This window comes from Actinomadura sp. NPDC049382 (assembly GCF_040677125.1).
Classification (GTDB): domain Bacteria; phylum Actinomycetota; class Actinomycetes; order Streptosporangiales; family Streptosporangiaceae; genus Spirillospora; species Spirillospora geliboluensis.
Genome location: NZ_JBFARO010000016.1, coordinates 87,532 through 105,863, shown reverse-complemented (window position 1 = coordinate 105,863; position 18,332 = coordinate 87,532). Strand labels below are relative to the sequence as shown.

The following is an 18,332-nucleotide window of genomic DNA, read 5'->3' as shown; positions in this document are numbered from 1 at the left end:
AGGTCACTTGTTCGCGCTGTTACGGAGATCGGGGCACCGGCGTCTCGTGGTCGTCGGGACGCCGCGCGGACGATCCGTCCGGCACTACGACATGCGACATCACGAGATGAGCTCGGAAGGGAAGACCTCACCATGTCCACACCCACGACGACCCCGCGGGAGCATCCGCGGTCGCGTATGCCCAACCCCCTCCCCTGGCCCACGGCATGAGCACCGTCAAGGCCGTGGTGGCGGGAGCGACCGGGCGGTTGGGACGCCACGTCGTGGACGTTCTGACCGAGAGGGGACACCGGGTCGTGCCGGTATCCCGGGCCACCGGCGTGGACATCGTCACCGGTGAGGGCCTCGGCGAAGCCCTCACCGGGGCCGGCGTCATCATCGGCGTCGACAACGCCACCGCCGGTTTCCTCGCCGCCAAGAAGGCGCACGAGGAATTCCTCCGGTCGGGTCCGATCCCCGTCCGCATCCTGCGGGCCGCGCAGTTCCACGAGTTCGTCGGCCAACTCCTGGACTGGCGGCAGGGCGACGTCGCCTACATCCCGGCTCTGCCCTCTCAGCTCGTGGCCTGCCCCACCGTGGCCGAGGAACTCGTCGGCCTCGCCCTGGATCCGGGCTCTCACGCTCTGGAGACGCCGATTCCCGAGATCGCCGGCCCCCGCAAGGAGGTCCTGGCCGAGGCCGCCCGGCTCCTCGGCGCCCGCCGAGGCGTCCAGGTCGTCGGCGTCGACGGCTCCGGCATGCCCGATGCCGAGATCGCCGCCGACGGCGGGTTCCTGCCCAGCCCGCACGCCAAGCTCGCCGGACCCACCTTCGAGGAGTGGCTCGGCGGCCAACCCTGAGCCGGCCGTACGCACGCGCCCGCCCTTGTTCCGGAAGCCCCACCACCCGCTACCCGACCACCTAGGAGTGCTCCCATGTCAACGCCGACCGCGCCGCCCTCCTCCGCCGGCGCCGAACAGCCCGTGCGTCCTCGGTTCTTCGCTCTGATGAAGGCGAGCACGGTGTTCCTGTCCACCGCGCTGCTGGTGCAGGGGGTCACCGCGGGACAGCTCCTGTCGGACGGGGGCAGCCGCCAGTTGCACGATGCGACGAGTCCCGCCGTTTCGGTCGCGATAGTCCTGCAGTTCATCGCCGCGCTCCTGGTGTGGCGGGCGGGGCGCGGGCCGGTGCTGTACCCGGCCGTCAGCGCGCTCCTTCTCGTGCTGATCATCGTCCAGTTCCTAGTCGGTGAGAGCGGTGACCTCGCCGTCCACGTCCCTCTCGGCGTGGCGCTGTTCGGGGCGAGCGCCGTCCTGACGGCACAGGTATGGTTCCCCCGCTCCGCCGACTGAGACGATGGAAGGGAGCGCCGCTCCCCCAGCCGATCACAGCACGGGCTTGGTGCCTGGTGAGCGAGCCGGCGGCTCGTTTTCTCGGGGTGTCGGGCCGAGGTCTTTGCGCGGAGGGCCCTGCGGCTCGGTTCCGGTCGGGACGCGTACCAGCCAGATGGCGCACACTGCGGTGACCGCGGCCATGAGGGTCAGCAGGACCCGGTAGTCGACGACCAGGGACAGTGCCGCGCCGAGGGCGATGGAGACGGTCTGCGGGGTGCTGACGACGCCCATCGACGCGGTCAGTGCCCGGCCGCGCAGGGCGTCGGGCGTGCGTCGCTGCACCGCCATGACCAGGCCGACGGTCGTCCAGCACATGCCGAAGCCGAAAAGGAACGCCCCCACCGCCACCGGGAGGATGGCGGGCGCCAGATAGACCAAGGACGCCACCGTCACCAGGGCGATGCCCGACATCACCGTGCGCAGGTCGCCCACGCGGCGGATGGCGGCGCCCGCCGTCAGGCCGGCGCAGACGGCGCCCGCGCCCTGCACACTGCTCAGCACGCCGACGAACGCGGGAGCGCGGTGCAGCCCGTCGTCGACGATGGAGAAGATGAGGGTCTGGGAGAAGCCCGTCACCAGCATGGCCAGGCCCAGTGCGCCCACCAGCGTGCGCAGTTGCGGGGACCGGTAGATGTGGCGCAGGCCCGACAGCACCTCTTCGCGCAACTCCAGTGCACCGGTGACATGACGCTGGTCACCGGGCGCTCGGATGAGCCACACGCATACCGCGGCCGCCAGGAACGTCGCCGCGTCCAGCAGGGCCACCACCTGGCCGCCCGCCACGGTGAACAACGCCGCGCCGAAGAGGGGAGCCAGCAACTTCACGCCGTCGGCGGAGGTCTGGAGCAGGCCGTTGGCGTCGGGGAGTGCGTCCTCGTCCACGATCGCCGTGACGAGGGCGGCCTGGGTGGCGGTGATGACCACGCCGGCGATGCCGTAGCAGAGGATGATCGCGTACAGCAGCCAGACCTGGCCCTCGCCGCGCACCAGCAGGCTGAGCAGCATGACGCACGCCATCGCCAGGTTGGTCACGACGAAGACCTGGCGCCGCGGGAACCTGTCGATGAGCACCCCGGCGAACGGGGCGAACAGGAACGGCAGGGCGACGAAGAAGAACGCGCCGCCCGCCGCCGCATTGCTGCCGGTCAGCTCCTTGACCCAGATGCCGAAGGCAATGATGAGAGCCCGGTCGCCAAGGGTTGACAAAGACTGCCCGATGATCAGGAGCCGAAACCCCCGATTGGTCAGGAGAACCCGCACAGGCGACCTCCTCGGCGGGGCGGCGGAACTACAAGACCATGCCATATCCGAGCCTTCATGGATATGGAAGACCGGTGGCCGGATCCGGCACTCGGCAATTCCGCCTGATCCATTTACCATCGGTAAAGATCATGTGTCGGACGACCCATCGGACACCTGAGCGACTGCGTCGCCGTCCTCCCGGCCACCCGCAGGGGAGGCGGCGAACTGGCCCGAGGCCGCTCGCCGGTGCCGTCCGTGCGAGGAGGTCGATATGTCGGAGGCGCCGGTCGCGGATCCGGCCGCGGGACTCGCGGAGCCCGCGGCGCTGCTGGACCCCTACGCCTTCTTCGGCCGCCTGCGCGAGAGCGCGCCCGTCCACCGCAGCGCCTTCCTCGACTCCTGGGTGCTGACCCGGTACGACGACTGCGCCGCGGTGCTGCGCGACACGGAATCGTTCGCCTCGGACTGGCGCCGGATCGGCGAGGCCGTGCCGGAGCCGCTGCTGAGCATCCAGTCGCTCGACCCGCCCGAGCACACGGCCATCCGGCACTTCATGGTCGACGCGGTCCGCGGGCTCGACCCGGGCGTGCTGCGCGAGCGCATCGCCGCGCAGGTCCGCGCCCGTGCCGAGCGGCTGCGCGCGGCCGGGGAGTTCGACTGCGTGTCCGACTTCACCGCGCCGCTCGCGCTGGACACCATCACCGCGGTGCTCGGGGTGCCGCCCATCGACCCCGCATGGTTCCTGCCCGTGTCGCAGACGATCGTGGACGGCATGGACGCCGGGATCTGGCCCGAGACCGGGGAGCCCGCCGTGCGCGCCCGCGCTGAGCTGGCCGAATACACCGGCCGGTGGCTGGACGATCCGCCGGCGGACGGGCTGGTGGCGCATGTGGCGGCCAAGGCGCCCGGCTCCGGCATCGCGCGCCCGGTGCTGCTGAACACGCTGCGGGCCGTCCTGCACGCCGGGTTCGAATCGGCGGGGCGGCTGCTCGGCAACGCGCTGGTCGTCCTGCTGAACTCACCGGAGAATTTGGCACGTTTCACCCGGGCTGACCTGTCACTCGCAGTGGAGGAACTGGTCCGGTACGTGTCGCCGGTGCAGGCCGACGCGCGGGCGTGTGTACGGGAGACGCGCCTCGGCGGCCGTGTCATCGCGCCCGGCGAAGCGGTGACGCTGATGCTGGCCGCCGCGAACCGGGATCCGGCCAGGTTCGCCGAGCCCGACGAGCTGGACTTCGCCCGCCGGCCCAACCCGCATCTGGGGTTCGGCCGGGGCGCCCACGCGTGCCTCGGGCAGTCGCTGGCGGTCCTCCAGGCCCGGGTCGTCCTCGGCCTGCTCGCGACCGAGTTCCCGGGAATCCGCCTGGCCGAGAAACCCGTCTACCACCGGAATCTCACGCTGCGAGGCGTGGCCCGGCTCAAAGTCCACCTCAGCTGACCGACCTCGAATCCGTCTTGACAGAAAGGAGGTGGCACGGATGCGTTACCTCCACTGAGTGGCATAGAGGGTGCCCGGCATATCGGAGCACGCTTCCCGCCTGCACCGATATGCCGGGCCACTCATTATTCACCGCGTCGGCCAACCTCAGAGACTCTCCGCGCACTTCAGCGCGGTCTCTGTCTCTTGGCACCACGTATTTTCATCTGGAGCGCTTATGAGGGTGTTTGTGCGCACAAAAACCGCCTTGGTAACCGGCCTCGTCACGATAACCGCCACCATCCTTCCGGCCGCTCCACCGTCCGCCACCTCCCACGCCTCCGCGACCCCGCTCCACGCGGCTCCCGCCCACGCGGCGGCAGGTCCTTCGGGCGACGGGTCCCGGGAGCTGTGGCTGGCGCGGCTGCTGGCGGGGTCCACCCATGGCGCCGACGCGTGGCGGCACCTGCGCGTCCTCGACCGGATCGCCGCACAGAACGGCGGGGTGCGCGCCACCGGCACGCCGGGGTTCGAGGCTTCCGCGCGCTACGCCGCCAAGGTGCTCACCGCCGCCGGCTACCGCGTTCACCGGCAGCAGGTGCCGTACACCGACTATCAGATCGACGCGGAGAGCGCGGCGGTGACCGCGCCCGCCGCCCGCCAGGTGCGCGCGATGGTCATGCGCTGGTCACCCGTCACCCCGCCCGGCGGTCTCGACGCCCACCTCGTCGTGCCCCGGGCCACGGCGGGCGACGCCGCCGGATGCTCCGCCGCCGACTACGACGGGCTGCCCGTGGCCGGATCCATCGTGCTCGTGCGGCGCGGATCCTGCGGCTACACGGCGCAGCAGCGCGTCGCCGCCGGCCTCGGCGCCCGGGCGATGCTGATCTACCTGGACACGCCGAGTCCGGACAACATCTACCGGCTGCACGCGTTCGACCCGAAGGCGTTCACCATCCCGGTGGCCAGCGTCACGCAGACGCAGGCCGAACAGCTCGCCCAGGAGACCGCGCAGCACCAGGTGCGGCTGCGTCTCGACCTGCGCGGGCACGGGGTCGCGGGAGTCACCACCAACCTGATCGCCGAGACGCGCGGCGGCAGCGACGACCGCACCGTCATGGCCGGCGCCCATCTGGACAGCGTGTCCGAAGGACCCGGCATCAACGACAACGCCGCCGCCGCGGCCGCGTTGATGGCGACCGCGCTGCGGCTGGCGCCCCACCAGGACAAGGTGCGGCACAAAGTCCGGTTCGCGCTGTGGGGGGCCGAGGAGCTCATCGACATCGGCTCCAACTACTACGTGCACAACCTGACCCCGGCCGAACGCGCCAAGATCGCGCTCTACCTCAACTTCGAACTGATCGCCGCGCCGAACGGGGTGCGGTTCGTCCTCGACGGGGACGCGAGCGAGCAGCCGCCGGGCACCCCGCCCGGCCCGGCGGGTTCGCAGGTCGCGGAGAAGGTCTTCAAGGACTACTTCGACCACGCCGGACTCCCCTACGAGAGCCACGACCTGCGGGCCGTCGGCTCCGACCACGAGCCGTTCGTGGCCGCGGGCATCCCGGTCGGCGGCCTGAACGGCGGCGTCCTCGGGGTCAAGACCGCCGCGCAGGCGGCCCGGTTCGGCGGGACGGCCGGGCAGCTGTACGACCACTGCTACCACCAGACCTGCGACACGATCGGCAACCTCGACCGCCGGGCTCTCGGCGAGAACGTGCCCGCCATCGCGTGGGCCGTGGGCCGCTTCGCCCTCGACGTCTCCGACCTGCCCGCGGCCGGCGCCCGGGAGCAGCGACCATGACGACGTACCACGAGGCCGTCGAATCGCCGACGGAACCGTCCGCCGCCTACCCGCCGTCGGCGCCGATGCGGCTCAGTTTCGACGTCGACGCGCTGCGCGCCGACCTCGACCTGCTGCGGCACCGGCGGTGGCGCGCCCAGCGCGCCTACAGCCAGGACGGCACCGCCATGGAGTCCGGCGTGGACTGGCGCATCCTGCCGCTGCGCAGCGTCGGCGGCGATCCGGTACGGACCGACCCGGGCGGCCCGGGCCTGACCGACTTCGCCGACACCCCGTGGCTGGACGACGCCCCGGCCCTCGCGCAGGTCATCGACGCCCTGCCGGCGCCGGTCCGGGGCGTACGGCTGATGGCCCTGGGCGCGGGTGCGACCGTGCACGAGCACCGCGACTACAAGTACGGGTTCGAACGCGGGCTCCTGCGGCTGCACGTGCCGATCGACACCAACCCGGACGCCGTCGTGGTCATCGACGGCGTGTCCGAGCACTGGACGCCGGGACGGTTGTGGTTCGGCGACTTCGGCCGCAGGCACTACGTGGCGAACCACGGGGACCGCGCCCGGGTGCACATGGTGCTCGATTGCCTGGTCAGCCGGGAGGTCGTCGGGCTGCTGCCGGACGAGTTCCGGGAGCTGCTGCCGCTGAGCGAGGTGATGTTCGCCCGCGATCCGGTGCCGCTGACCGCGTCCGAACGCGACCGGCTGTGCTGCCGGTTCCGGCTGCCGGGCGACTTCGCGCAGTGGTCGGAGGAGGAGGTCGAGGCCAGGCCCGACAGCGACGCCGCGGTCCTCGTGCACGAGGACCGGCTCGTCCTCGCCATCGACGGCGAGCCCGCCTTCGGCCTGGTGCATCTCGGGCTGGGCGAGTTCCGCCTCACCGGCTGGAGCGAGGAGCGCACCATCGCCGTCGAGTCCACCGGCCAGGTGCGGATCAGGGAGCGCGCCGGCCGCGCCCTCCGCGAGTGGACCCGTCCGGCACAGCCCGTCCACGGCGGCCGGACGGCGTCGGCCGCGCACGATCCCCTGACGACGCGCCCGCGTCCCGACCAGACAGGCAGGTGACTCGCATGACCTCCGCCACCCGGGTCGCTCCGCTCGGCACCGACCCGTACGCCTTCCAGCCCGGTTACTACGATCTCTTCCGCGCCTCCCGCGGAGAGGGCGCCCTCCCCGACCCCCGGTTCTTCGCCGGCCGCGCGCCCCAGGGCGGACACGCGCTGGAGATCGGCGCGGGCACCGGCCGGATCACGCTGGCCGTGGCCGAGCGAGCCGCCACCGTACTGTGCCTGGAAAGGTCCGCCACCATGCGCGCGGTGCTGCTGGCCAAGCTCGCCGAACGCCCGCACCTGCGGGCCCGCGTCACCGTGCTCGACCGGGCGGCGCCCCACTTCGACCTCGGCAGCCGCCGCTTCGACTTCGTGTACCTGGCGGGTGTGCTGGAGCACGTGCCGCACCCCGAACGGCCTGTGCTCTTCGAGGCGATCGCCGAACATCTGGCCGAGGACGGCGAGGTGGCGATGGACATGGTGCTGTCGGAACCCGTACCGGACTGGCCCGAGCACGTCGCCGACGAGGCCGCCCTCGGCGACTGCCGGTACGAGATGTCGTCCGAGGCGCGGCCCGTCGGCGACGACCAGGCGCACCTGCGGTTCGTCTACCGCACGTACCACCAGGGCGATCTGGTGGCGACCGAAGTGGTGGAACGCGCCCACTACCTGCACCGGCCGGACGCCGTCGTCGCCGACCTGGCGGCGGCCGGGCTCACCCCGACGGCCGGAACCGCCCTCAACCCCGTCGCCGACGGCGAAGACCCCGGCACCCTGGTCGCCCGCCGTACGGCCTGAACGTCATCCACTTCACCCGAAGAGAGTTCGCGTGCAGGTCATCGGCGTCGGTTTCCTCCGGACGGGCACGACTTCACTCGCGCTGGCACTCGACCGGCTCGGGTACGGCCCGTGCTACAACATGCGGGTCCTCACCACCGAGCCGGAGCGGGCCGCCGACTGGGCCGCCGCGATGGACGGGCGGACGGTCGACTGGGGGAAGGTGTTCGCGGGCTACGGCTGCGCCGTCGGCTCGCCGGCCACCGCGTTCTGGCGCGACATCGTCGACGCGTTCCCGGACGCCAAGGTGGTGCTCACCGTCCGCGATCCGCGACGCTGGTACGACAGCGCCGCGCAGACCATGTCCGCCGTGCTCGCCAGGCCGCCGCTCCTGGTGCGGGTGCTGAGCTGGCGTGGCCCGCGCCGTCCCGATCCCGTGGCGCAGGTCCTCGACCGCGTGCAGCGGACGACGTGGGAACGTGAGATCGGCGGGCCGTTCGGCGAGCGCGCGGAGATGGCCGAGCGTTTCGAGCGGCACGTCGCCGAAGTGCGGGCGTACGTGCCCGAAGACCGGCTGCTGGTGTTCGAGGTCAAGGACGGGTGGGCGCCGTTGTGCGCCTTCCTCGGCCGCCCGGTCCCCGACGAGCCGTTCCCCCGGGAGAACGACGCGGCCACGTTCAAACGGCGGCAGCGGCAGGCGCTGAAGAAGAGGCTGGCTCCTCGGATCCTCGCCGCCACCGCGCTCGCGACCGGCGCCGCGATCACCTGGGCGGTACGCCGCAAACGGCGCCCAAGCCGACCCGGCAGGTGACCCACAGACCACTCGACGCCCCAGTTCGCCTCGGCCTGTATGTAAGCGCAGGTCCGCCTTACTGCGGGCGGGTGAGGCGGATGTAGCCGTAGGGGTTGAAGAACAGGTCGTCCTCGTCGTAGCGGTCGCAGTCACCGGTGCGCAGGACGTGGCGGGGCGCGTCCTCGGTCAGGCGGAAGCCGGCGCCGTCCTCGATCTCCTGCGCGCGGGGGTCGGCCAGCAGGTAGATGGCCAGCGCGTCCAGATGCGTGACCAGGTCGGGGACGCCGTCGGCCGCCAGCTGCTCCTCGTCGACTTCGATCTCCACGTCGGGCGCCCCGAGCAGGTGCATGCCGCAGCTGTAGAGGACCTCGCCGTCGTAGATCGGACGCTTCACCCAGGCGTTGACGAGCACGGCGGCGAGTTCCTCGTCCTTGGCCTCGGCGGCCTGCTCGCCCAGGGCGAGCCAGCGGTCCCGGCCGTGCGCGACCCCGCTGCTCTCGTTCTTCACCGCGGCGGCGCCGGAGCGCAGCAGCGCGGCCGTCACCTCCAGCAGGCGCCGCGACGTGTCGGCCGCCAGGCCCCGCATCATCGGCGCGGACAGCAGGTAGCCCACGGTGTCGTGGGACGCCACCGCCTCCCGGTCCGCCTCCCCGAACGGGACTCCCGCCATGCTCGCCTCGAACGCCTCCGGCATCCGGGGGTCGGGCTCGTCCTGGGAGTACTCGCGGTCGAGGACGAACCCGCCGAACGCGCCGGCGACCCGTTCCATCTCCGCGAGCCCGAACCCGGAGCCGGAGCCGAGCACGCACAGGACATGGCGAGGGATCACGTCACTCATCCCGGAACACTATCGATCATGTGCACCGCTCCCCGCGGACCACGTCCGACCACCGTTCGTGGAGGTGGGTGGGTGCGGCCGGGGGGTGGGATGCGGCTTGGGCTTCGGCGAAGGCGTCTTCTCCTAGGACGGATCTCGCTGCGGACGCGATGCGGTCGACGTCAGCGCGTTCTTCGGGCGGCAGAGGGGCGCCTACGGATTCGCGGAGGGCGGCGGCTTCGCCGAGGAGGCGGGCTGCTTCTTCCGGGGCGCCTCTCAGGGCCGCCGCGCCGGCCAGTCCTTCGAGGGCGAGCGCGATCGCTCTGGGGTCGCCGATGTCCTGCGCGACGGTGAGGGCCTCCCGGTGGAGTTCCTCGGCCGCTGCGGCGTCCCCTCGCTGCTCGGCGGTGAAGCCGAGTTCGGCCAGGCCGAGCGCGATGCCCGGTGCGTACCGCACCTCGCGTGCGCGGGCGAGGGCGTCGCGCATGTGGGCCTCGGCGTCGTCGAGGCGGCCCGCGCGGCGGGCGGTCAGGGCCAGGCCGGTGAGGGCGAACGCTTCGCCGGGACGGTAGCCGTGCTCGGCGGCGAGCGTCCTGCCCCGCTCGTGGCGCCGGTCCGACTCGGCGTGGTCGCCGGCCAGCAGGGCGATCCGGCCGAGCCCGGACTGGAGCAGCGAGACCTGGAGCCACAGCCCGAGCTCCCCGGCCAGCCGGAGCCCGTCCCGGCAGAGGCCGGCGGACCTGCGGTGGTCGCCCCTGATCTCCGCGAGCCGGCCGAGCAGTTCGACGGCCCGGACCCGCCCCCACCGCTCGCCCAGCTCCTCGAAGATCGCCAGGCTCTCCTCCCCGGACCGTTCGAGCGCGCCGAGGTCGCCGCGGACGAGGGCGTGGTTGGCCTCGGTGGCCAGGGCCGCGGCGGTGCCCCAGCGGTCGCCGAGCCGCCGAAACACCGGCAGGGCCCGCTCCACCAGGTCCCGGCTGAGGTTCAGGTCGCCGGCGCCGAGCAGCACGTCGCTGAGGAACCACTCCGCCCTGGCGCGTTCGCCCGGATCGGCGATGGCCTCTGAGGGCGTGCGGACGTCCGCCGTACGGCCGCCGAGGAGTTCCAGGCCGGTCTGCCATGCCTCGGCCCTTGCCCTCGTCGCGGTGGGGGCTTCGGCCTGGATGTCCAGTGCCATCGCGAACGCGCGCCGTCCCTCGCCGATCCTGCCGCGCAGGAACCAGTACCAGGCCAGCGCGTTGACCAGCCGCAGCGCGCGGCCGGCGTCGCGCCGCCGCACGGCCTCCTCCAGCGCGCCGCGCAGGTTGGCGTGCTCGGCGTCCAGGCGCCGCAGCCAGCGCCGCTGGTCGGGGCCGTGGAGCTGCGGCTCCGCGCGTTCGGCCAGTGCGACGTGAAAGGTCAGGTGCCGGAGGCGGATCCGCTCGGTCTCGCCGGCCTCCTCCAGCCGGTCCAGGGCGTAGGCCGCGACCGATTCCAGCAGCCGGTAGCGGGCCTGGCCCGGTCCGCCGGCCCGGACCACCATCGAGCGGTCGACGAGGCGGGCCAGCAGGTCGAGGACGTCCTCGGGCGGGATGTCTCCGCCGTCCGCGCAGACCTCCTCCGCCGCCTCCAGCGTGCAGCCCTCGTGGTGCACCGCGAGCCGCCGCAGGACGAGGCGCTCGGGCCCGGACAGCAGCTCCCAGCTCCAGTCGATCATCGCGCGCAGGGTCCGCTGCCGTGCCGGGGTGCCGCGGTGTCCCGAGGAGAGCAGCCGGAACCGGTCGTCCAGCCGTTCGGCCAGGTCGTGGACGTCCAGCGCGCGCAGGCGGGTGGCCGCCAGCTCCAGGGCCAGCGGGACGCCGTCCAGCCGGCGGCAGATCGCGGCGACCGCGCGGGCGTTGGCGGTGTCGATCGCGAACCCCGGGACGGCGGCCGCCGCGCGCGCCTCGAACAGCCGGACGGCGCTGAACCTGCGGAGGCTCGCGGGCCCGTGGTCGGCGGGCGCGTGGGGCGCCTGCAGCGGCGGGACGGGCCAGACCGACTCCCCCGCGAGTCCCAGCGGCTCCTGGCTGGTGGCGAGGATCCGCAGCTCCGGCGCCGCCCGCAGGAGCCGCTCGCCCAACGCGGCGACGTCGTCGATCACGTGCTCGCAGTTGTCCAGGACGAGCAGTACCCGGCGGGTCCGCAGCGCGTCGGCGAGCCGGGCGGCCGGGTCGGCGGGCGCGCCGGCGCACGGCAGGCCGGGGGCGGTGTCGTCGCGGATGTCGAGCGCGGCGGTCACGGTCTCCACGAGCCGGTGGCCCCCCGATGCCTCGGCCGTGCGGTCGAGGCCGGCCAGCTCGACGAGCCACACGCCGTCCGGGTGGTCGGCGGCGGCCCGCGCGGCGGTCTCCAGGGCGAGCCGCGTCTTGCCGACACCGCCGGGGCCGGTGAGGGTGACCAGCCGGGCGGACCTCAGCACCGCCTGGACCTGGACCACCGCCTCGTCGCGCCCGATCAGCTCGCTGATCTGCGCCGGGAGGTTCGTCTGCGGCGGCGTGGTGGGCGCGGTGGCCAGGGCGGGGTCCTGGGCGAGGATCCGCCGGTGCAGTTCGGCGATCTCCGGCCCGGGGTCCAGGCCGAGTTCCTCGCGCAGCCGCGTCCGGAGGTCGGTGTAGGTCTTGAGGGCGTCGCTCTGCCTTCCGGTGGCGTACAGGGCGCGCATGTACGCGGAGCGGAGGCGTTCGCGCAGCGGATGGCGTTCGACCAGGTCGCCCAGCTCGTCGGCGAGCGCGCCCTGCTCACCGGTCTCCAGGTGCGCCTCCGCCCGTTCCTCCAGGGCGGTGAGGCGCTGCTCCTCCAGGAGCGCCGCCACCGGGCGCGCGAACTCGGCGTCGGCGAAGTCGGCGAAGGCCGGCCCGCGCCACAGTTCCAGCGCCTCGGTCAGCAGGCCCGCCCGTGACCGCGGGTCAGCGGCTTCGCGCGCCCGCGCCAGCAGCGCGGTGAACCGCGTCGTGTCGACGGACTCGGGGGCCGCCCGGAGCCGGTAGCCCAGGGCGTCCTCGAAGGACACCAGTTCCCGGGCGCCGGGCTCGGCCTCGTCCAGGGCGCGGCGCAACTGCGAGACCTTGACCTGCAGTGCCCCGGACGGGTTGCGGGGCGGTGCGTCGCCCCACAGGTCGTCGATCAGCCGGTCCACCGGCACCGGCCGCCCCTCGTGCCCGATCAGGACGGCCAGCAGCGCGCGGACCTTGGCCCCGCGCACCGCCACGGGGGCGCCGCCGGCCGTCCATACCTCCAGCGGCCCGAGCACCCCGAATCGCATGCCCCCACGATATCGGCCGCTTTCCCCCGGGATCGGCCCGCTTACGCCGGCCCGCCGCCGGCGGAAAGCGCGCGGTAAGTGCCGGATAAGCACCGGTCGCCATGCTCGCCCCACCGAGCCGTATAGGAAGTTTCGAAGGGAGAGCACGATGACCCCGACCGGGCCGCTGAACATCGCCGTCATCGTCGGCAGCGTCCGGGACCGCCGGTTCGGCCCCACGGTGGCCGCATGGTTCGCCGGGGAGGCCGCCCGGCGCCCCGCCCTCCGCCTCGACGTCGTCGACCTCGCCGAGACGGCCCTGCCCGAAGTGCTCCCCGCCGACGGCGCGGGGACGTCCGAGGCGCCCGAACCGGTACGGCGGCTGGGAGAACGGCTGGACCGGGCCGACGCGTTCGTCGTCGTGACGCCCGAGTACAACCGCAGCTTCCCCGCCTCGCTCAAGACGGCCATCGACTGGTACGTGGACGAATGGCAGGCCAAACCGGTCGGCTTCGTCTCCTACGGCGGAGTCTCCGGCGGCCTGCGCGCCGTCGAGCACCTCCGGCAGGTCTTCGCCGAACTCCACGCCGTCACCGTCCGCAACACGGTCAGCTTCCACTCCTGCCGGGACAGGTTCGACGACCGCGGCCGCCCGATCGACGCGGCCGGTTGCCGTGCGGCGGCCGAGAGCCTGCTCGACCAGCTGACCTGGTGGGCCCGCGCCCTGCGGGACGCCCGCGCCGCACGCCCCTACGCGGCGTGACCCAAGCCTCGCCCCGAACCCTTCTGAGGAGACCGCGATGTCATCGCGCAAGAAGCCCGCCACCGGCGGCCGTCCGCGCTGGAGCCTCGGCCTGCTGGCCTTCTCCAGCCTGATCACTTCGCTCGACTTCACCATCGTGTACGTGGCGCTGCCCGACATCGCCCGCGATGTGGGGCTGTCCGGTCACGCCACCCAGTGGGTGGTCAGCGCCTACGCCATCTTCTTCGGCGGCTTCCTGCTGCTCGGCGGCCGCTCGGCCGACCTGCTGGGCCGCCGCCGCATGTTCGTCCTGGGCATGCTCCTGTTCGGCGGTGCGTCGCTCCTGGGCGGGCTGGCCACCTCACCCGCGACGCTGATCGCCGCGCGGGCGCTCCAGGGGATCGGCGGCGCCGTCCTGTTCCCCGCCACGCTCTCCCTGGTCACCACCAGGTTCGCCGAAGGCCCCGAACGCGTCCGGGCTCTGGCCGTGTGGGCCATGGCCGGCGCGGGCGGGCTGAGCCTCGGCGCCCTGCTCGGCGGTGTGCTGACCCACGCGTTCGGCTGGGAGGCGGTGTTCGTCGTGAACGTGCCGCTGGTCGTGGCCGGCACCGCGGGCGCGTTCGTCCTGCTCGACCCGGACGGCCCGCGCGAACGGCGGCGCGGATTCGACATCCCCGGCGCCCTGACCGGCACGGCCGGGCTGACCCTCCTCGTCTTCGCCATCGCCCAGGGCCCCGAGACGGGCTGGGCCACGGCTCCCGTCCTCACCTCCGGCGTCCTCGCCGTGGCGCTGCTGGCCGCGTTCGTCGTCATCGAGGCCCGCACCCGGCACCCGCTGATGCCGCTGCGGCTGTTCGCCAACCGCAACCTCCGCGCCGGACTGCTGGTGATCCTCGCCTTCGGCATCACCATGCAGAACCTGGTCTACTTCCTCACCCTGTACTTCCAGGACGTGCTCGGCTACACGGCGCTGCAGGGAGGGCTGGCCTTCCTGACCCTCTCGCTGGTGATCGGCATCGCCAACGTCGTCGCCGAACGGCTGATCATCCGCTTCGGCTCCCGGCCGACCCTGATCACCGCCCTGCTGCTCGGCTCCGCCGGCGGCGCGCTGATGGCCGCGGGCATGCGCACCGACGGCTCGTACTGGACGATCCTCGCCGGGCTGATCGTCTACGGCGCCGGCATGGGGACGATCTACCCGACCATGTTCGGCACCTCCGGCAACGGCGTGGCCGACGAGGACCAGGGCGCCGCCGGGGGCATGGCCAACACCGCCCTCCAGATCGGCACCAGCGTGGGCCTGGCCATCCTCGTCGGCGTCTCCACCTCCGGGCTCACCGACCTGACCGGCGAGGCACTGCGCGCCGCAACCTCAGACGGTCTGCGCGACGCGGTCTACGTCGCGGCCGCTCTGACCCTCGCGGGCATCCTCGCCGCCCTGACCGTCCCCCGCCGCACCGCCCCGGCTGCCCCTCCCGTCACCCCCGCCAGCGAGGACCACGTCCCCACTCTTCACTGACCCACCGAACGAACGAAGGGCATCCAACCGCCCCTAGACCTGCGCGGGCACGCCGGACGTCATGTGTCCGGTGTGCTCGCTAGGGCGTTTTCCGGGTCGTAGTTGTAGATCCAGGCGTTGGCCACCAGGGGGTCGGCGGTGGTGAAGGAGTCGTCTCGGGCCTGTTGCTCCGGGCCGTCCGGGAGGTGGTTCACGAGGGACCGGGCGTGGCTGACCTCTTGGAGACGGGTGGTTCGGGGGATCCGCAATCGCTCGTAGCGGCGCAGGGCCCGGGGCGGGTCGTCGGGGTCGTCGGCCAGGCAGCGGGCGAGGACGGCGGCGTCTTCGATGGCCTGGGCGGCGCCCTGCGCGAAGAAGGGGAACATCGGGTGGGCCGCGTCGCCCAGGAGGGTCACGGCGCCCTCGGTCCAGCGCCTCAGGGGCGGCCGGTCGAGGAGGGCCCAGCGCCCGGGGGTCCCGGCCGCGCGGATGAGCGCGGTGAGCCTCGGGTCCCAGCCTTCGAACTCGTGCAGGAACTCCCCGACCGTCGCCGTCGCGGTCCAGGACTCGACGGCGTCGTCCCCCGCGGGGGCGAACGCCACGAGGTTCACGAAGCGTCCGGCGGAGACCGGGTAGTGCACCAGGTGGTGGTCGGGGCCGATCCACAGGGTCTGGGCGTTGCGCCGCGCGAAGGCCGGGGCGCGCTCGGACGGGACGAGCGCGCGGAAGGCGCAGATGCCCGAGTAGGTCGCGGACGCTGCTTCGGTGATCACACCTCGGACGATCGAGTGGATCCCGTCCGCGCCGATCACGACGTCGGGCTCGACGGTCTCACCGTCGGCGAAGCGCAGCACCGGCTGCCTCTGGGCCCGCATGGTCAGTTCGACGCACCGCTTGCCGAGGCGGACGGCGTCGTCGGGGACGGCCGATCGCAGGACGTCCAGCAGGTCGGCGCGATGCGCGGTGTAGGTGTGCTCGCCGTACAGCCGCTCGCATGCCGAGGCCAGGTCCTCGGCGGACAGGACGGTGCCGTCCCGCCACCGGCGGAACTCCCAGCCGACGTCGAGCCGGACGGCACGCGCGGCGAAGGCGTCCAGCACACCGAGCCGGCGCAGCAGCCGGGCCATGTTCGGGGCCGCTACCAGCCCCGCGCCCACCTCCCTGAGCTGCGACGCCTGCTCGTAGACGGTGGCCGTGATCCCTTCGCGGCGCAGGAACGCGCTGGCCGCCAGCCCGCCGATGCCGCCTCCGACGATCGCGATCCGCGGTCCTGCGGCTCCTGCGCCGATCATCTGCTCACGCTCCCGCCCTCCTCGGCAAATCCGGTACCGCGATGATCCCCTCCTGCTCCTCTCGCGCCATCGGGGTGTTCATCTGATGAACATGGTTGTTAGGCTGCCGGGTCACCCGAGACCGGAGGGGGGTGCGTACCCGCATGCCGCGTACCCGTGAACCGGGCAGGACGGTCGGCTCCCGCCTGCTGGACGTCCTCTTCGCCTTCGGGCCGGACCACCCCGACCTGAGCCTGGCGGATCTGGTGCGCCTGACCGGCATCCCCCACCCGACCGCGCGCCGCATGGCCCTCGAACTGGTGAAGGCGGGCGCCCTCGACCGCCGGGAGGACGGGCGGTTCACGGTCGGGCTGCGGCTCTGGCGGCTCGGGACGCTGGCCCCGCTGACGGAGTCCTTGCGGACCCTCGCGCAGCCGTTCATGGAGGACCTGCACAGCGCTCTGCAGCAGCATGTGCAGTTGGCCGTGCTCGAAGGACGCCAGGCAGTGGTCATCGAACGGCTGTCCGCGCCGAGCGCCCTGGGCTTGATGTCGCAGGTCGGCGGACGGCTCCCGCTGCATTGCTCCGGCGTGGGCAAGGTGCTGTTGAGCCACGGCGGCCCGGACCTGGTGGAGAGCGTCCTGGACGGCGGCCTGCGCAAGTACACCTCGCGGACGATCACCGACCCCGGGGAGCTGCGCAGGCAGATCGCCGCGTGCCGCCGGACCGGGACGGCGACCGTCCACGGCGAACTGACCGGGGAGGCCGACTCGGTGGCCACCCGGATCGTCGACGGCCGCGGCCGGGTCGTCGCGGCGCTGTCGGTCGTCCTGCGGAAGGGGTCGGTCAAGCACCAGGCCGCGCTGCCGTCCGTGCTGGCGAGCGGCCTGGGCATCTCGCGGCAGCTCGGCTGGCGCCCCGGAACGGCCGTCCGCCACGGCTGAGCCCGTCACCGCCCGTGACGCGGCGGCCCGGCCGGGCCGATGCGGACGCGGTCGGCGGCGGCGAGGATCGCGGAGGCGCCGCCGGCCGGCGGGTGGATCGCGGCGCCGCCTAGGTTTCGCTCAGGACGGCGTATCCCTCGCGAACGCCGGGGCCGGTGCGGGCGTCCGCGGATCAGCGCTGGAGGGGAGGCGCGTCCGTGGGAGACCGCCGGACCACCAGGTCCCGGGCTCGGGCCTTCTTGGCCCTGCTCCGGTACGCGAAGGCCCCGGACACTCCGAGACTGATCAGCCAGATCAGCCCGTGTACCTGCCATCCCGGCCCCTGGCCCGGCCGCCTTGCGTCCACCGCGCTGTCCGCCGGCCGGGCTCCCTTGTACCACACGCGGACGCGCTCGCCGGCCTTCGGCATCTCCACCCAGGCGCCCTCCTCGATGGAGGTCCGCACCCGCTGACCTGACGAGGTCCTGAAGTCCACGTCCGCGTAGCCGGTTCCCTTCGCGTCGGTCCACGTCCTGACGACGGCGGCGGACGCCTCGGACCCACCCCACTCCGCCTGGATCGTGAGGGAGCTGGTGACTGCGCAGAACACCCCGGCTCCGGCGATGAACGTCGCCATCCCCCCGGGGACCGCTATCGGTCCGCGTCTGTGCCTGCTCACTCGGAAACGAGCCCGATGGCGCTGTTCGAGCGCCTCCATCCACGTCCCCCGACGGCTCACAGCGCCTCCCCCGGTTTCTCATGTGACGCCTTCCTCCGCCCCGGGGTTGCTCTGACCGAGCCGTCAGCGATCGTGCGAGCACAGGCCGGAGAGGCCCCGGACCAGTCCGGAGCCCCTCCGCTCGCGCTCGCCGTCAGCAGCGGAACTGGTTGACCTCCCACCGTTCGTAGGAGCGGCCGAGGTCGGGGCGCCACGACTGGCCGGCCTGGACGGTGCTGTAGTACTTCCACCTGCCGCTGGAGTCGGTCGTCCTGATCTCGGCGCAGTACCCGGAGGCGACGTAGTAGCCGTCGGCATAGGGCCAGCCGAAGCCGGCGGCGCAGTCCGTGCGCTGGCCGACCGGCAGGACCCTGTCGTAGTAGCCCTCGGCGTAGATCTTGCCGTAGCCCCGCCAGTCGAACATCACTCCGAGGCCGATGTCGCCCTGGTTGCTGATGTAGCTGGTTCCGGGCGAGCACGCCCTGGCGCCCGAAGGGGATCCGGCGGGTGCGGCGTTCGCGGTGGCGCTCAACGGGAGCATGGCGGCCACGCTCAGGACCAGCACCGACAATCTCTTCCCGTACTTCATCGTCCTCCTGCCCTTTCGGAACGTCTCCGGTTCTCTCCGATCGAGGGTGCGGGACGCGGAGGATCAT

At 72.9% G+C, this 18,332-nt stretch carries 16 protein-coding genes; 10 read left to right on the top strand and 6 right to left on the bottom strand.

Going from position 1 to position 18,332, the window contains the following annotated elements; translation table 11 throughout:
* The first annotated feature begins 206 nt into the window (after positions 1–206).
* Together AB0K34_RS13365 and AB0K34_RS13360 are read left to right on the top strand one after the other, a co-directional pair.
* Entirely contained in the window at positions 207–839 is a 633-nt protein-coding gene (locus tag AB0K34_RS13365; RefSeq protein ID WP_364548071.1) for a hypothetical protein, read from the top strand.
* A 75-nt stretch (positions 840–914) separates the two neighbouring features.
* Entirely contained in the window at positions 915–1,331 is a 417-nt protein-coding gene (locus tag AB0K34_RS13360; protein WP_364548068.1) for a hypothetical protein, read from the top strand.
* Positions 1,332–1,364: 33 nt separating this feature from the next.
* Here AB0K34_RS13360 and AB0K34_RS13355 read toward each other — a convergent pair whose 3' ends face one another.
* Complete coding sequence (locus tag AB0K34_RS13355) at positions 1,365–2,678, bottom strand: MFS transporter (protein ID WP_364548065.1); 1,314 nt, start codon at positions 2,676–2,678, stop codon at positions 1,365–1,367.
* A gap of 208 nt (positions 2,679–2,886) precedes the next feature.
* On the opposite strand from AB0K34_RS13355, the gene AB0K34_RS13350 reads away from it, so the two are divergent.
* From AB0K34_RS13350 to AB0K34_RS13330, 5 genes are all read left to right on the top strand, one after another.
* On the top strand, positions 2,887–4,053 hold the full coding sequence (locus tag AB0K34_RS13350) for a cytochrome P450 (RefSeq protein ID WP_301174394.1): 1,167 nt from the start codon (positions 2,887–2,889) through the stop codon (positions 4,051–4,053).
* A 247-nt stretch (positions 4,054–4,300) separates the two neighbouring features.
* Positions 4,301–5,833: a M28 family peptidase gene (locus AB0K34_RS13345; protein ID WP_364548061.1), complete on the top strand. Its 1,533-nt coding sequence runs from the start codon at positions 4,301–4,303 to the stop codon at positions 5,831–5,833.
* Entirely contained in the window at positions 5,830–6,891 is a 1,062-nt protein-coding gene (locus tag AB0K34_RS13340) for an aspartyl/asparaginyl beta-hydroxylase domain-containing protein (protein ID WP_364548058.1), read from the top strand. The genes AB0K34_RS13345 and AB0K34_RS13340 overlap by 4 nt, the downstream gene beginning before the upstream one ends.
* A gap of 5 nt (positions 6,892–6,896) precedes the next feature.
* Positions 6,897–7,673, top strand: coding sequence for a class I SAM-dependent methyltransferase (locus AB0K34_RS13335; RefSeq protein WP_364548055.1), 777 nt, complete (start codon positions 6,897–6,899; stop codon positions 7,671–7,673).
* A 31-nt stretch (positions 7,674–7,704) separates the two neighbouring features.
* Positions 7,705–8,463 carry a sulfotransferase family protein gene (locus tag AB0K34_RS13330; RefSeq protein WP_171069124.1) on the top strand — a complete coding sequence of 253 codons (759 nt, stop codon included), beginning with the start codon at positions 7,705–7,707 and terminating at the stop codon, positions 8,461–8,463.
* Between the two features lie 58 nt (positions 8,464–8,521).
* On the opposite strand, the gene AB0K34_RS13325 is transcribed toward AB0K34_RS13330, so the two are convergent.
* Both AB0K34_RS13325 and AB0K34_RS13320 read right to left on the bottom strand, forming a co-directional pair.
* Entirely contained in the window at positions 8,522–9,283 is a 762-nt protein-coding gene (locus tag AB0K34_RS13325) for a hypothetical protein (RefSeq protein ID WP_364548053.1), read from the bottom strand.
* Positions 9,284–9,299: 16 nt separating this feature from the next.
* On the bottom strand, positions 9,300–12,545 hold the full coding sequence (locus AB0K34_RS13320; RefSeq protein WP_364548051.1) for a BTAD domain-containing putative transcriptional regulator: 3,246 nt from the start codon (positions 12,543–12,545) through the stop codon (positions 9,300–9,302).
* Positions 12,546–12,693: 148 nt separating this feature from the next.
* Between AB0K34_RS13320 and AB0K34_RS13315 the strand changes: the two genes are divergently transcribed.
* The gene (locus AB0K34_RS13315; protein WP_364548049.1) at positions 12,694–13,287 is read left to right on the top strand and encodes an NAD(P)H-dependent oxidoreductase; all 594 of its coding nucleotides are present in this window, start codon (positions 12,694–12,696) and stop codon (positions 13,285–13,287) included.
* A gap of 37 nt (positions 13,288–13,324) precedes the next feature.
* The gene (locus AB0K34_RS13310; RefSeq protein WP_364548047.1) at positions 13,325–14,785 is read left to right on the top strand and encodes an MFS transporter; all 1,461 of its coding nucleotides are present in this window, start codon (positions 13,325–13,327) and stop codon (positions 14,783–14,785) included.
* A 59-nt stretch (positions 14,786–14,844) separates the two neighbouring features.
* On the opposite strand, the gene AB0K34_RS13305 is transcribed toward AB0K34_RS13310, so the two are convergent.
* Complete coding sequence (locus AB0K34_RS13305; RefSeq protein ID WP_364548045.1) at positions 14,845–16,056, bottom strand: FAD-dependent monooxygenase; 1,212 nt, start codon at positions 16,054–16,056, stop codon at positions 14,845–14,847.
* A gap of 143 nt (positions 16,057–16,199) precedes the next feature.
* Between AB0K34_RS13305 and AB0K34_RS13300 the strand changes: the two genes are divergently transcribed.
* On the top strand, positions 16,200–16,979 hold the full coding sequence (locus AB0K34_RS13300) for an IclR family transcriptional regulator (RefSeq protein WP_138639797.1): 780 nt from the start codon (positions 16,200–16,202) through the stop codon (positions 16,977–16,979).
* 172 nt (positions 16,980–17,151) lie between these two features.
* Here AB0K34_RS13300 and AB0K34_RS13295 read toward each other — a convergent pair whose 3' ends face one another.
* Positions 17,152–17,595 (bottom strand): DUF3592 domain-containing protein, encoded by a 444-nt coding sequence (locus AB0K34_RS13295; RefSeq protein WP_364548042.1) that lies wholly within the window; start codon positions 17,593–17,595, stop codon positions 17,152–17,154.
* Positions 17,596–17,830: 235 nt separating this feature from the next.
* Positions 17,831–18,265: a hypothetical protein gene (locus AB0K34_RS13290; RefSeq protein ID WP_138639799.1), complete on the bottom strand. Its 435-nt coding sequence runs from the start codon at positions 18,263–18,265 to the stop codon at positions 17,831–17,833.
* Positions 18,266–18,332 lie beyond the last annotated feature (67 nt).

Bases quoted from the DNA above. Each gene is read 5' to 3' on its own strand.
- AB0K34_RS13290 (WP_138639799.1), bottom strand. From the start codon at position 18,265: ATGAAGTACGGGAAGAGATTGTCGGTGCTGGTCCTGAGCGTGGCCGCC.
- AB0K34_RS13335 (WP_364548055.1), top strand. From the start codon at position 6,897: ATGACCTCCGCCACCCGGGTCGCTCCGCTCGGCACCGACCCGTACGCC.
- AB0K34_RS13315 (WP_364548049.1), top strand. From the start codon at position 12,694: ATGACCCCGACCGGGCCGCTGAACATCGCCGTCATCGTCGGCAGCGTC.
- AB0K34_RS13325 (WP_364548053.1), bottom strand. From the start codon at position 9,283: ATGAGTGACGTGATCCCTCGCCATGTCCTGTGCGTGCTCGGCTCCGGC.
- AB0K34_RS13340 (WP_364548058.1), top strand. From the start codon at position 5,830: ATGACGACGTACCACGAGGCCGTCGAATCGCCGACGGAACCGTCCGCC.
- AB0K34_RS13365 (WP_364548071.1), top strand. From the start codon at position 207: ATGAGCACCGTCAAGGCCGTGGTGGCGGGAGCGACCGGGCGGTTGGGA.
- AB0K34_RS13295 (WP_364548042.1), bottom strand. From the start codon at position 17,595: ATGGCGACGTTCATCGCCGGAGCCGGGGTGTTCTGCGCAGTCACCAGC.
- AB0K34_RS13355 (WP_364548065.1), bottom strand. From the start codon at position 2,678: ATGGCATGGTCTTGTAGTTCCGCCGCCCCGCCGAGGAGGTCGCCTGTG.
- AB0K34_RS13310 (WP_364548047.1), top strand. From the start codon at position 13,325: ATGTCATCGCGCAAGAAGCCCGCCACCGGCGGCCGTCCGCGCTGGAGC.
- AB0K34_RS13305 (WP_364548045.1), bottom strand. From the start codon at position 16,056: ATGATCGGCGCAGGAGCCGCAGGACCGCGGATCGCGATCGTCGGAGGC.
- AB0K34_RS13320 (WP_364548051.1), bottom strand. From the start codon at position 12,545: ATGCGATTCGGGGTGCTCGGGCCGCTGGAGGTATGGACGGCCGGCGGC.
- AB0K34_RS13360 (WP_364548068.1), top strand. From the start codon at position 915: ATGTCAACGCCGACCGCGCCGCCCTCCTCCGCCGGCGCCGAACAGCCC.
- AB0K34_RS13350 (WP_301174394.1), top strand. From the start codon at position 2,887: ATGTCGGAGGCGCCGGTCGCGGATCCGGCCGCGGGACTCGCGGAGCCC.
- AB0K34_RS13300 (WP_138639797.1), top strand. From the start codon at position 16,200: ATGCCGCGTACCCGTGAACCGGGCAGGACGGTCGGCTCCCGCCTGCTG.